Below are 13,006 nucleotides of genomic sequence, written 5' to 3'. Positions count from 1 at the left end.
CCATGCCCGCCCCGGTCCGGGGCCGTCAGTAGGCGGGCAGATGGCGGGGGCCGAGGTCGGTGCGCACGGGCGGCGGCGCCAGCCGCGCTGACGCGCCGAGCACGGACAGGCCCCGCTGGGCGACGACCACCGGCTCCAGGTCGACGGCGACCACCTCGGGGTGGTCGTCCACCAGCCGCGACACCCTCAGCAGCAGCTCTTCGAGGGCCGCGGTGTCCACCGGCTTGGAGCCCCGCCAGCCGAAGAGGAGCGGCGCGGTCCGGATGGACCGGATCAGCTCGGCCGCGTCCCGGTCGGTCGCGGGGACGAGCCGGTGGGCGGTGTCGCCCAGCAGCTCGGAGGGGGCGCCGGCGAGCCCGAAGGAGAGCACGGCCCCGGCCGCGGGGTCTATCGCGGCCCGTACGACGGTGTCCACGCCGCGCGGCGCCATCCGCTGCACGACCAGACCCAGCTCCTCGGCGGGGCCGAGATGGGCGGTCAGCTCGGCGTAGGCGCGGCGCAGTTCCGGCTCGCCGCCGAGCTCCAGCCGCACCCCGCCCAGGTCGGTGCGGTGGCGCAGCTGCGGGGCGGTGGGCTTCAGCGCGACCGGGTAGCCGAGCCGCCCGGCGGCCCGTACGGCGGTGTCGGGATCGGGCGCGGGCAGCGCGGGCAGCACGCTGACGCCGTAGCGGGCCAGCAGGCGCTGGGTGTCGGCGGCGGACAGCTCGATGCCGGTACCGGCATCGGCGGGGGCCTGGGGCGGGGCCAGCAGCACCTCGATGTCGGCGGCGGCCCCGGCCTCGTCGATGTCGTCGTACTCCGGCACCCGGCCGGGCTCCTCGGACTGCCGCCGCCAGCCCGCGTACCGCACGGCCTCGGCGAGCGCCCGCACCGCGCGCTCGGCGGCCGGATAGGCGGGGATCCGCCGCGTCTCGGCCGGTGGTTCGGCGCCGGGCTCCGAGACCGGGTCGCCGATGCCCGCGAGGGCCTCGGCGAGGCCGGGGATCTCCAGGTGGACCACCGCCACCGGCTTGGCCGCGCCGCGCCCGGTCGCCTCGGCGGCCGCCGTGCGGACGGCCGCGGCCAGGTCGGCCGCGCTGTGCCCGCCCGGGGCGTCGCCGACCCAGGGGATGGCGGTGACGACGACGGCGTCGCACGCGTCGTCGCCGAGCGCGCCGGTCAGCGCGCGGTGGAAGTCCTCGGGGGCGGCCGCCGTGGTCAGGTCGCGCGGTGCCAGCGGGCGCAGCCCTTCGGTGAGGCAGGCGTCGTAGGTGAGCAGGCCGAGGGATTCGGAGTTGCCGAGGATGGCGACGCGCGGCCCGTCAGGGAGCGGCTGGGAGGCGAGCAGGACCCCGGCGTCGGCGAGCTGGGTGACGGTGTCCACGCGCAGCACGCCCGCCTGCCGCAGCAGGTCGGAGACGGTGGCGTCGGGGATGCGGGTGGTCGGCACGGCGTGCCCGGTGGGGGCGCTGCCGCTGTGCCGGGCGCCCTTGACGACCACGACGGGCTTGACGGCGGCGGTGCGCCGGGCGAGCCGGGTGAACTTGCGGGGGTTGCCGATGGATTCGAGGTACATGAGGGCGACATCGGTCTGCGGGTCCTCGTACCAGTACTGGAGGAGGTCGTTGCCGGAGACGTCCGCGCGGTTCCCCGTCGAGACGAAGGTGGAGAGACCGGCGATGCCCGCGAGGCCCGCCAGGCCCGCCATCCCCTCGGTGCCGGTGGGCCGGGTGAGTCCGGCGCCGCGCCGGTGCAGCCCGGACAGCAGCGCGATGCCGATCGCGCCGGACTGGGTGAACAGCCCGATGCGGCCGGGGACCGGCAGCCGGGGCGAGAGGGAGGCGTTCAGCCGCACGCCCTCGGCGGTGTTGATGATGCCGAAGGCGTTGGGGCCGATGACGCGCATGCCGTAGGTGCGGGCCTGGCGGACCAGGTCGCGCTGGCGGTCGCGGCCCTCGGGCCCGCTCTCGGCGTATCCGGCGGAGAGGACGACGAGCCCCTGGACGCCGCGCGCGCCGCAGTCGGCGACGACGGCGGGCACCTGCGCGGCGGGCACGGCGACGACGGCGAGGTCGACCGGTCCCTCGACCTCGCGCAGGGAGCGGTGGGCCGGGACGCCGTCGGGCTCCAGGCGCGTCCAGTCCTCGGGGAAGGCGTGGTTGACGGCGTGGACCCGTCCGGTGAAGCCGCCGTCGAGGAGGTTCCGCAGTACGGTGCGGCCGACCCCGCCGGGGGCGCGGCCGGTGCCGATGACGGCGACGGAGCCGGGAGTGAGCAGGCGCTGCACGGAGCGGGCCTCGGCGCGCTGTTCACGGGCGCGCATGACGGCCAGGGAGGCGTCGGTGGGTTCGAGGTCGAATTCGAGGCGGACGACGCCGTCGTCGAAGCTGCGCTTCTGGGTGTAGCCGGCGTCCGTGAACACCTTGATCATCTTGGTGTTGGCGGGCAGCACCTCGGCGGCGAAGCGGCGGATGCCGCGCTCGCGGGCGACGGCGGCGATGTGTTCGAGGAGGGCGGAGGCCACGCCGCGGCCCTGATGGGCGTCCTGGACCAGGAAGGCGACCTCGGCCTCGTCGGCGGGGGCGTCTCCCGGTGAGCGGGACGGGAGGTGGGCGGGCAGGCCGTCCTCGTCGATGCGGTCGTAGCGGACGGTGGCGATGAACTCGCCCCCGACGGTGGCCGCGAGGCCGACGCGGTCGACGTAGTCGTGGTGGGTGAAGCGGTGGACGTCGCGGTCGGAGAGCCGGGGGTAGGGCGCGAAGAAGCGGTAGTACTTCGACTCGTCCGAGACGTGTTCGTAGAAGCTGACCAGGCGCTGCGCGTCATCGGGCGTGATGGGGCGGATCTGCGCGGTACCACCGTCCCTGAGCACCACGTCCGCCTCCCAGTGGGTGGGGTACGCGTGATGATCCGACGGGCTCGGCATGGGGACAGGGTACGGGCTCGGGTCCGGGACGCAGCGGTCCGCATGGCGGACACCCTTGCGTGAACGGGGGGTGGCGAGGGAAAGTCCGTATCGGACCTGTTCGGACATGACCGGACCCACTCGGGCCCGACCCGGGCGAGACCGGACACCGTATGATCTGGTCTAGACAACACCACCCGCAGATCTGAAGGGCATCACCATGGCTGAGCGCCGCGTCAACATCGGCTGGGCCGAGGGCCTGCACGCCCGCCCGGCGTCGATCTTCGTCCGTGCGGCGACCGCCGCGGGCGTCCCCATCACGATCGCCAAGGCGGGCGGCACCCCGGTCAACGCCGCTTCCATGCTCGCCGTGCTCGGCCTGGGCGCCCAGGGCGGCGACGAGGTCGTGCTCGCCTCCGACGCCGAGGACGCGGACGTCGCGCTCGACCGCCTGGCGAAGCTGGTGGCCGAGGGTCTCGAGGAGCTTCCGGAGACCGTCTGATTCCATCCGAATCGCATTTCGGCGCGGCGGGGCCGCGGTGAACCATTACGGATCACCGCGGCCCCGTTGTTTTATTGGTGCGGAATTCCTTTGAGGATATACCGGGCGGCTGTTAATTCCGGCCGCTCGCCGTGTTTACGGAATGTTTCGAAGTTCTCACCTGGGACGCATTTCGCCATCGGTATTCGGCCAGCGAACGCTCGGTGTGCGCGGCGACGAGCGCCCGCGCGCGGTCGGCGTCGCCGCGCGCGACCGCGTCCACGATCGCCCCGTGCTCCGCCCAGGACTCGACGGCGCGCACGGACGGGTCCGCCCACCCGGTCGGGTCCGGCGTGCCGGGCGCGGGCTGCCGGGCCCGGTCCACCGCGTACACCCACGCCGTCTTGCGCCGCAGCTGCACCAGCAGACCCGCCAGGCTCGGGCTGCCGGACGCCTGGGCGAGCGTCTCGTGGAACCAGTCCCCCAGCGAGCGCAGCTCGCCCAGGCGGTCGCCCCTGGCCCGCTCCTGGCCGAGCCGGACCAGACCGCGCAGCACCTTCAGATGGCCCTCGGTGCGCCGCTGGGCGGCCCTGGCGGCCCCCAGCGGCTCCAGCAGGGCCCGGATGTCCAGGACGTCGGCCGCCTCCTTCTCGGACGGCTGCGCGACGCACGCGCCCGCATGCCGCCGGGTCGTGACGAAGCCCTCGGACTCCAGGGTGCGCAGCGCCTCACGGACGGGCACCCGGGAGACCCCGTAGCGCCGGGCGAGCAGTTCCTCGGTCAGCCGGCTGCCGGGCGGGCAGGCGCCGGAGATGATGTCGTCACGGATCGCCGCGCACACCGCGTGTGCCGAAATCCGGCGACCGCCCTGGAGCGCGGCCGTATCCCCGTTCACTTCCGCTTCCGCATTCACGTCCGGTCCCGCACTGTCGAACCTCCGCCTCAACCCCGCAAAACGCATCCGAACGACGCGCGTTCCGCGACTCTATTCGAAGCCGCCGGGATTTCCGATGGGCGAAGGAAATTCGGGGATATTTTTTGGTCACAGTCACGGTCACCGCGACGGCCATGGCCGCGGGCATGCCGAAGGCCCCGTCCGGAGCGGACGGGGCCTTTCGACGGGGACGGGCGGGCGTCCGTCAGAGGTTGACGCCGTGCGAGCGCAGGTACGACAGCGGGTCCATGTCCGAGCCGTACTCCGCGGTGGTGCGGGCCTCGAAGTGCAGGTGCGGGCCGGTGACGTTGCCGGTGGCGCCGGACAGGCCGATCTGCTGGCCGGGGGTGACCTTCTGGCCGACCGAGACGCCGATCGACGAGAGATGGCCGTACTGGGTGTAGGTGCCGTCGTTCATCTTGATGACGACGTTGTTGCCGTAGGCGCCGCCCCAGCCCGCCTCGACGACCTCACCGGAGCCCACCGAGTGCACCGAAGTGCCCGTGGACGCCTGGAAGTCGATCCCGGTGTGGCTGCCGGAGGACCACAGTCCGCTGGACGCCTCGTAACCGGTGGAGACGCTGGAGCCGCTGACGGGCGACACGAACGTGTTGAGGCGCTTGCGCTCCTCCTCACGCGCGGCACGCTCCTTGGCGTCGCGCTCCGCCTTGGCCTTCTTCGCGGCCGCCTCGGCCTTCCGCGCGGCCTCCTGGCGGGCCACGGCCTCGGCCTTCGCCTTGGCTGCGGCGGCCTCCGCCGCGGCCTCCTGGGACTGGGCCTGCGCGTCGATCCGGTCGGAGAGACCGTCGCCCATCACCATCGCCTGGCGGAGACCGGTGTCCTGGGGAGACGGCGTCTCGCCGGTCGCGGCGAGGGCGGGGCCGGCGATACCGGCGACGACGCCCGAGGCGACCGTGGTGATGCCCGCGATGTTCGCTCCGGTGCGGACAGCGGCTTGGCTGGGACGTCGGTGCTTCCCGGCGGCACGGGTGAACGCCATGGTGTGGCGCACTCCTTTCCTTCCTTCTCGCCTACCGGGTTAGCTGACGGGTTCGGAGCAGGAAGGTCTCCTACGGGCCCCTCCCCCGGCCGGGGAAGGCGTCCGATTCACCCCAGGGACGTTTGGGTCCCCGGCTCCCCTGGCACTCGCACCATGGGACTCGGCGATGACTGTCCGTGCCGCGGATGCGGCGGGTATCCGGCGAACAGCCGCACTGACGCTAAACGGGCCGTGATTCGATCACCAAACGGTTACGGGTTTTTGTTGTTCTCGCCACAAACCAAACACCCCTCAAATCGGGCATACGGGAGGACCCTGGCGTCTCACTCGACGCCAGGGTCCTTGTGGTGATAGTGCGTTGGGCCGACCCCCGGGACATATCGGGCCCGCCGGGCCGCGGTTCAGCCGGTGATGACGCGCACCTCTCCGATGCCGAGCGCCTTGACCGGCTCCTCGATCTTCGAGGCGTCACCCACCAGCACGGTCACCAGCCGGTCGGCCGGGAAGGCGCTCACGACCGCCGCGGTGGCCTCCACCGTGCCCGCCTCGGCGAGCCGGGCGTACAGCAGCGCCTGGAAGTCGTCCGGCAGATGCTGCTCGACCTGGTCGGCGAGGGTGCCCGCGACGGCGGCGGCCGTCTCGTACTTGAGCGGGGCGACGCCGACGAGGTTCTGCACGGCGACATCGCGCTCGGCGTCCGTCAGCCCCTCCTCCTTCACGGTCCGCAGCACCGTCCACAGGTCCTCCAGCGCCGGGCCGGTGACCTCGGTGGCCACCGAACCGCTGATCGCCAGCAGTGAGGCGCCCGCCGAGCCGCCACCGGCCGGGGAGGGCGGCGTCGAGCGCAGCACCTGGCCGAAGGCGCGCACCCCGTAGGTGTAGCCCTTCTCCTCGCGCAGCACCCGGTCCAGACGGGAGGTGAGGGTGCCGCCCAGGCAGTAGGTGCCCAGCACCTGCGCAGGCCAGACGCGGTCGTGCCGGTCGGCGCCGATGCGCCCGATGAGCAGCTGGGTCTGGACCGCGCCGGGCCGGTCGACGATGACCACACGGCCGGTGTCGTCGGCGATGACCGGCGGGACCGGCCGCTGCGGGGCGGGGCCGCCGGTCCAGGCGCCCAGGGAGTCGGCGAGCGCCTGGTCGAGGTCGAGGCCGGTCAGGTCGCCGACGATGACCGCGGTCGCGGTGGACGGCCGGACGTGCGCCTCGTAGAAGGCCCGCACCGCCGCGGCGTCGATGCCCTCGATGGTCTCCTCGGTGCCCTGGCGCGGCCGGGACATCCGCGACTCGGCCGGGAACAGCTCCTTGGCCAGGGCCATGGACGCGCGGCGGGCCGGGTTGGCCAGCTCGTGCGGGATCTCGTCCAGCCGGTTGCGCACCAGCCGCTCGATCTCGCCGTCGGGGAAGGCGGGGGCGCGCAGGGCGTCGGCGAGCAGGCCGAGCGCCTTGGGCAGCCGGGAGACCGGCACCTCCAGGGAGACCCGGAGGCCGGGGTGGTCCGCGTGGGCGTCCAGGGTGGCGCCGCAGCGCTCCAGCTCGGCGGCGAACTCCTCGGCGGTGTGCTTGTCGGTGCCCTCGGACAGGGCGCGCGCCATGATCGTGGCGACGCCCTCCAGACCGGCCGGCTCGGTGTCCAGCGGGGCGTCCAGGTTGATCTCCACGGCGATGACCTGCTGGCCGGGGCGGTGGCAGCGCAGCACGGTGAGGCCGTTGGACAGCTCACCGCGCTCCGGCGCGGGGAAGGCCCACGGCTTGGGGGCACCGCCCTGCGGCTGCGGGTGGAAGGTCATGGTGGCGGTGACGGCGTCGCTCACTGGGCCGCCTCCCCTTCTGCGTCGGTGTCGGCGGCTTCTGCGGCGTCGGAGGAGTCGTCCGCGCCCTGGACGGGCTCGTAGACCAGCACGGCGCGGTTGTCGGGGCGCAGCCGCGCGGCGGCCACGGCCCGCACCTCCTCGGCGGTGATGTCCAGCACCCGCCCCACTGCGGTCAGGGCCAGCTGCGGGTCGCCGAACAGCACGGCGAACCGGCACAGCTCGTCGGCGCGGCCGCCGACGGTGGCCAGCCGGTCCAGCCACTCGCGCTCGATCTGCGCCTGGGCGCGCTCCATTTCCTGCGGAGTCGGGCCCTCCTCGGCGAACCGGGCCAGCTCCTCGTCGACGGCGGTCTCGATGCCGGGCACCTCGACCCCGCCGGAGGTCTTCACGTCCAGCCAGCCGAGCGACGGCGCGCCCGCCAGCCGCAGCAGGCCGAACCCGGCGGCGACGGCCGTGCGGTCACGGCGCACCAGGCGGTTGTGCAGCCGGGAGGACTCGCCGCCGCCGAGGACGGTCAGCGCCAGGTCGGCGGCGTCGGCCTCACGGGTGCCGTCGTGCGGCAGCCGGTAGGCGGCCATCAGGGCGCGGGCCGGGACCTCCTCCTCCACGACCTCGCGCAGCTGCCCGCCGATGACCTCGGGCAGGGTGCCGTCGCGCGGCGGCCGCTTGCCGTCGTGCGAGGGGATGGTGCCGAAGTACTTCTCGATCCAGGCGAGGGTCTGCTCGGAGTCGATGTCGCCGACGACCGACAGCACCGCGTTGTTCGGCGCGTAGTACGTACGGAAGAACTCCCGGGCGTCCTCCAGGGAGGCGGCGTCCAGGTCGGCCATCGAGCCGATCGGGGTGTGGTGGTACGGGTGGCCCTCGGGGTAGGCCATGGCGATGAGCTTCTCGAAGGCCGTGCCGTACGGCACGTTGTCGTAGCGCTGGCGGCGCTCGTTCTTGACGACGTCCCGCTGGTTCTCCAGGCTCTCCTCGTCCAGCGCGGTCAGGAGGGACCCCATCCGGTCCGCCTCCAGCCACAGCGCCAGCTCGAGCTGGTGGGCGGGCATCGTCTCGAAGTAGTTGGTCCGCTCGAAGCTGGTCGTGCCGTTGAGCGAGCCGCCGGCCCCCTGGACCAGCTCGAAGTGGCCGTTCCCCGTCACCTGGGCCGAGCCCTGGAACATCAGGTGCTCGAAGAGGTGGGCGAGGCCGGTACGCCCCTTGACTTCATGGCGTGAGCCGACGTCGTACCAGAGGCAGATCGCGGCGACCGGGGTCAGGTGATCCTCGGAGAGCACCACCCGCAGGCCATTGGCCAGACGGTGCTCGGTCGCTTTCAGGCCGCCGGAGCCGGCCTGTTGCGTGGCCGTGTGACCCATGGGCATGTACGTCCCTTCGATCGCGTGATGGAGCGCGTGCGAACCGCTGTGATGAGCGCTTCTGTCACTGTATGCAACCGCACGGACATCTGGCGAAGTTCCCGTCACGCAAAGGTCGGGCCAAGATCCCGTCGAGGTCGCGCCAAGATCCCGCCCAGGTCGCGCCGGGCTTCCCGCGGGCGGTCAGGCGCGGGGTGTGCGGGGGTCGCGCGGGGCCGCTCAAAGGGCCGCACGGCGTCTCTCGGGGACCGCCCCGTTCCACAGTTGTCGGCGGACGGGGCCACAATGGTCCGCGTCAGATCCCGCTCTGCCCGTTGAAGGAGCCGCAAGCGCGATGGCCCGCCGCAGCACGAAGAGTCCGCCGCCGGACGACTTCGAGGAGCGCATCCTCGACATCGACGTCGTCGACGAGATGCAGGGCTCCTACCTCGAGTACGCCTACTCGGTGATCTATTCGCGCGCGCTTCCCGACGCCCGCGACGGGCTCAAGCCCGTGCACCGCCGCATCCTCTACCAGATGAACGAGATGGGGCTGCGCCCCGAGCGCGGCTTCGTGAAGTGCGCCCGCGTCGTCGGCGAGGTGATGGGTAAGCTCCACCCGCACGGTGACGCGTCGATCTACGACGCGCTGGTGCGCATGGCGCAGCCGTTCTCGATGCGCCTGCCGATGGTCGACGGCCACGGGAACTTCGGTTCGCTGGGCAACGACGACCCGCCCGCCGCCATGCGGTACACCGAGTGCCGGATGGCCTCGGCGACCTCGCTGATGACCGAGTCCATCGACGAGGACACGGTCGACTTCTCGCCGAACTACGACGGCAGCGAGCAGGAGCCCGTCACCCTCCCCGCCGCCTATCCGAACCTCCTGGTCAACGGCACGTCCGGGATCGCGGTCGGCATGGCGACCAACATGCCGCCGCACAACCTGGGCGAGGTGGTCGCCGCCGCCCGCCATCTGATCAGGCACCCGGGCGCGGACCTCGACACGCTGATGCGGCACGTGCCGGGCCCCGACCTGCCGACCGGCGGACAGATCGTCGGCCTCAGCGGCGTCCGGGACGCGTACGAGACGGGGCGCGGCAGCTTCAAGATCCGTGCCACGGTGGCCGTGGAGGACGTGACGGCCCGTCGCAAGGGCCTCGTCGTCACCGAACTGCCCTTCACCGTCGGCCCCGAGAAGGTCATCTCCAAGATCAAGGACCTGGTCGGCGCGAAGAAGCTCCAGGGCATCGCGGACGTCAAGGACCTCACCGACCGTGCGCACGGTCTGCGCCTGGTGATCGAGATCAAGAACGGCTTCAACCCGGAGGCCGTGCTGGAGCAGCTGTACAAGCTCACGCCGATGGAGGAGTCCTTCGGCATCAACAACGTGGCGCTGGTGGACGGCCAGCCGCTCACGCTGGGGCTCAAGGAGCTGCTGGAGGTCTACCTCGACCACCGCTTCGACGTGGTGCGGCGGCGCAGCGAGTTCCGGCGCACCAAGCGGCGGAACCGGCTGCACCTGGTCGAGGGGCTGCTGGTGGCCCTGCTCGACATCGACGAGGTCATCCGCCTCATCCGGTCCAGCGAGAACTCGGCGCAGGCCAAGGAAACGCTGATGAGCCGCTTCGACCTGTCCGAGGTCCAGACGCAGTACATCCTGGACACTCCGCTGCGCCGCCTGACCAAGTTCGACCGGATCGAGCTGGAGTCGGAGCGCGACAAGCTCAACGCGGAGATCGAGGAGCTGACCCGGATCCTCGACTCGGACGCCGAGCTGCGCAAGCTGGTCTCCTCCGAACTCGCCACGGTGGGCAAGAAGTTCGGCACCCCGCGGCGCACGATGCTGCTGGAGTCCGCCGACTCCCCGGTGAGCGCGGTGCCGCTGGAGGTCGCGGACGACCCGTGCCGGGTGCTGCTGTCGTCCACCGGGCTGCTGGCCCGCACCGCGAACGGGGAGCCGTTCGCGGGCGAGGGGCAGGCCAAGCGCGCCAAGCACGACGTGATCGTCTCGGCGGTCCCGGCGACGGCCCGCGCGGAGGTCGGGGCGGTGACCTCGACCGGGCGGCTGCTGCGGCTCCAGGTGATCGACCTGCCGCAGCTCCCGGAGGGGGCCGCGACACCGAATCTGGCGGGCGGCGCCCCGATCGCCGAGTTCCTGTCCCTGGAGGACGGCGAGGAGCTGATCTGCCTCACCACCCTCGACGAGTCCTCGCCGGGGCTCGCGATCGGCACGGAGCAGGGCGTCGTCAAGCGCGTGGTCCCGGACTATCCGGCCCACAAGGACGAGCTGGAGGTCATCGGCCTCAAGGAGGGCGACCGGATCGTCGGCGCGGTCGAGCTGCGCACCGGCGAGGAGGATCTGGTCTTCATCACCGACAACGCGCACCTGCTGCGCTATCAGGCCGGTCAGGTACGACCGCAGGGGCGCGCCGCGGGCGGCATGGCGGGCATCAAGCTCGCGCCCGACGCGAAGGTGATCTCGTTCACGGCGGTCGACCCGGCGGCCGACGCGGTGGTGTTCACCGTCTCCGGTATGCACGGCACGCTCGACGACTCCGTACAGCAGACGGCCAAGCTCACCCCGTTCGACCAGTACCCGCGCAAGGGGCGGGCCACGGGCGGGGTGCGCTGTCAGCGGTTCCTCAAGGGCGAGGACTGTCTGGTGCTTGCCTGGGCGGGCGCGACCCCGGCCCGCGCGGCGTCGGCCACCGGTGCCCCGGTGCCGCTGCCGGAGCCCGATCCGCGCCGGGACGGCTCCGGAGTGCCGCTCACCAAGCCGGTGGCGGTGGTCGCCGGGCCGGTGTAGGCCCGGCGGCGGGTACGAACGGCCCGGGGCGCGGCACCGTAGCGGTGCCGCGCCCCGGTGCGTACGGGGCGCCCGGAGCGCGCACGCGCCCCTGACGAGACCGGCGCCCCTGACGAGGCCGGTGCCGCTGGTGCTCAGTGCCCGGCCCCGTTGCGCCGGGCCCGCAGCTGCCGGAGGGCGAGCCGGGCGCCGGGGTGTCCGCGGTCGGCCGCCGTCCGGAAGTGCCGCTCCGCCTCGGCCGGATCGCCGAGATCCAGGTGCAGGGTGCCGAGCACCACCAGCGCGGTGAGGTCCCCGGCGGCGACCGCCTTGCCGAGCCAGTGCAGGGCCTCCGGGTACGCGCCGCGGTTGCCGAGCCCGATGCCGTAGACCGTCATCCCCTCCTGGTCACCGGCGAGCGCCGCCTGCCGGGCCAGCGCCTCGGGGATCGGCCGCCCCTCGGCGTACGCCGCCCGCACCCTCGCCCTCAAGCCCGGATCCAGCCGCCGCGCCCCGCGCCTCCCCCGGCGGCCGCGCCACCGCGCCCACAGCCCGCGCATCAGACCCCCCTCCGCCCCGGAGCGCCATTCTCCCGCCGTCCCCGCCCCGCGGAACAGGGCGCGCCCCGGGGCCGAACCGGACCGTCTCGCTCCGTCCGTCACCCGGATTCCCCGGCCCGTGCGCGAAGTTGATCGACAGAGGTTAGGCTTACCTTCGTGAGCACGTGTACGACCGTTTCCCGGGACCTGTCCGAACCGCTTGCCGGGACGGCGGCCACTGCCCCCACCTGGCTGCTTCTCGAACAGCCCGGCCCCTGGGGCACCGAAGCCCTCACGGCCAGCCGTCTGGACCCGGCCGTGGGGCGCGCGCTGGAGCGCGCCGCCAAGGGCACCGGCGTACGGGTGGCCCTGATCCGCAGGCCCGGCCGCCACGCCGATCTGCACGCGGGCAGCCGCCACCGGGTGTTCGTGGCGCACACCCGGCCCGGCCGCTCCTGGATCCGCACCACCGCCCTCGCCGACCCGGGGCGGCTGCTCGGCCTGGACTTCGCCGCGCTCGGCGCGGGTGACCCGGGCGGTCTCGCCGGTGCGGCCGGCGAGGCTTCCGGCGGCTTCCCCGCGGAGTGGGAGGAGTACACCGGCGATCCGCTGGTGCTGGTGTGCACCAACGGCAAGCGCGACCGCTGCTGCGCGCTCCTCGGCCGCCCGCTGGCCGCCGAGCTGACCAGCGCCGGGGTGGAGGGCACCTGGGAGATCACCCACATCGGCGGCCACCGCTTCTCGCCGACGCTCGTCGTCCTGCCGCACGGCTACGCCTACGGCCGGGTCACCGCCCAGGACGTCAAGGACACCCTCGCGGCGCTCCGCGAGAACCGGGTGGCCACCGAGGGCTGCCGCGGCCGCTCCGCCTGGGAGCGGCCCGGGCAGGCGGCCGAGCTGGCGGTGCGCGAGCTGACCGGTGAGGACGGGGCCGACGCGCTGACCGTCATACGGACCGAGAGCGCCGCCCCCGCCTGGTCGGTGACCGTGGCGCACCGCGACGGCCGGGTGTGGCGGGTCAGCGTGGCTCAGGTGGCCGCCGCCCCGCCGCGGCAGCAGAGCTGCGGTTCGCCACTGGGCTCCCCTGCCCGCATGGACGTGGTCGGCGTCCGGGCGGTGCGGCCCGCGCGCGACGGCCGGACGGTCACCGTCGGCGGGCGCTGAGCGACCGCCCCCGAGGCCCCTCGGGGGTCCTGGCGGCGTGGGCGCGCCCCGCCCTTCGTTACCCT

General features: G+C 73.4%; 9 protein-coding genes and 1 riboswitch. Of the genes, 3 read left to right on the top strand and 6 right to left on the bottom strand.

Translation table 11 applies throughout. The features are described from left to right. Positions 1–25: 25 nt before the first annotated feature. Positions 26–2,905 carry a GNAT family N-acetyltransferase gene (locus ACH4TL_RS32895; protein ID WP_398323538.1) on the bottom strand — a complete coding sequence of 960 codons (2,880 nt, stop codon included), beginning with the start codon at positions 2,903–2,905 and terminating at the stop codon, positions 26–28. A 199-nt stretch (positions 2,906–3,104) separates the two neighbouring features. Here ACH4TL_RS32895 and ACH4TL_RS32890 point away from each other — a divergent pair, with 199 nt between their 5' ends. Further along, the gene (locus ACH4TL_RS32890; RefSeq protein WP_398323540.1) at positions 3,105–3,386 is read left to right on the top strand and encodes an HPr family phosphocarrier protein; all 282 of its coding nucleotides are present in this window, start codon (positions 3,105–3,107) and stop codon (positions 3,384–3,386) included. 112 nt (positions 3,387–3,498) lie between these two features. On the opposite strand, the gene ACH4TL_RS32885 is transcribed toward ACH4TL_RS32890, so the two are convergent. The 4 genes from ACH4TL_RS32885 to ACH4TL_RS32870 form a co-directional block, all read right to left on the bottom strand. Continuing rightward, positions 3,499–4,260 carry a GntR family transcriptional regulator gene (locus ACH4TL_RS32885; protein ID WP_398323542.1) on the bottom strand — a complete coding sequence of 254 codons (762 nt, stop codon included), beginning with the start codon at positions 4,258–4,260 and terminating at the stop codon, positions 3,499–3,501. A 244-nt stretch (positions 4,261–4,504) separates the two neighbouring features. Continuing rightward, positions 4,505–5,299, bottom strand: a complete 795-nt coding sequence (locus ACH4TL_RS32880) for a M23 family metallopeptidase (protein WP_398323545.1) — start codon at positions 5,297–5,299, stop codon at positions 4,505–4,507. Between the two features lie 13 nt (positions 5,300–5,312). Then, positions 5,313–5,475, bottom strand: a riboswitch (cyclic di-AMP (ydaO/yuaA leader). Positions 5,476–5,700: 225 nt separating this feature from the next. Continuing rightward, positions 5,701–7,086: a M16 family metallopeptidase gene (locus ACH4TL_RS32875; protein ID WP_398323704.1), complete on the bottom strand. Its 1,386-nt coding sequence runs from the start codon at positions 7,084–7,086 to the stop codon at positions 5,701–5,703. A gap of 20 nt (positions 7,087–7,106) precedes the next feature. Continuing rightward, a complete protein-coding gene (locus ACH4TL_RS32870; RefSeq protein WP_398323706.1) occupies positions 7,107–8,471 on the bottom strand; it encodes a M16 family metallopeptidase in 1,365 nt (454 codons plus the stop codon). Between the two features lie 334 nt (positions 8,472–8,805). Here ACH4TL_RS32870 and ACH4TL_RS32865 point away from each other — a divergent pair, with 334 nt between their 5' ends. Continuing rightward, positions 8,806–11,259, top strand: coding sequence for a DNA topoisomerase (ATP-hydrolyzing) subunit A (locus tag ACH4TL_RS32865; protein ID WP_398323547.1), 2,454 nt, complete (start codon positions 8,806–8,808; stop codon positions 11,257–11,259). A 134-nt stretch (positions 11,260–11,393) separates the two neighbouring features. On the opposite strand, the gene ACH4TL_RS32860 is transcribed toward ACH4TL_RS32865, so the two are convergent. Then, positions 11,394–11,798, bottom strand: a complete 405-nt coding sequence (locus tag ACH4TL_RS32860; protein ID WP_398323549.1) for a sel1 repeat family protein — start codon at positions 11,796–11,798, stop codon at positions 11,394–11,396. Between the two features lie 156 nt (positions 11,799–11,954). Between ACH4TL_RS32860 and ACH4TL_RS32855 the strand changes: the two genes are divergently transcribed. Next, entirely contained in the window at positions 11,955–12,941 is a 987-nt protein-coding gene (locus ACH4TL_RS32855; protein ID WP_398323551.1) for a sucrase ferredoxin, read from the top strand. Positions 12,942–13,006: the final 65 nt, after the last annotated feature.

Source organism: Streptomyces sp. NPDC021115, assembly GCF_044333065.1.
Classification (GTDB): domain Bacteria; phylum Actinomycetota; class Actinomycetes; order Streptomycetales; family Streptomycetaceae; genus Streptomyces.
Note: the sequence above shows the minus strand (reverse complement) of the source record. Positions and strands in the feature narration are given on the sequence as shown.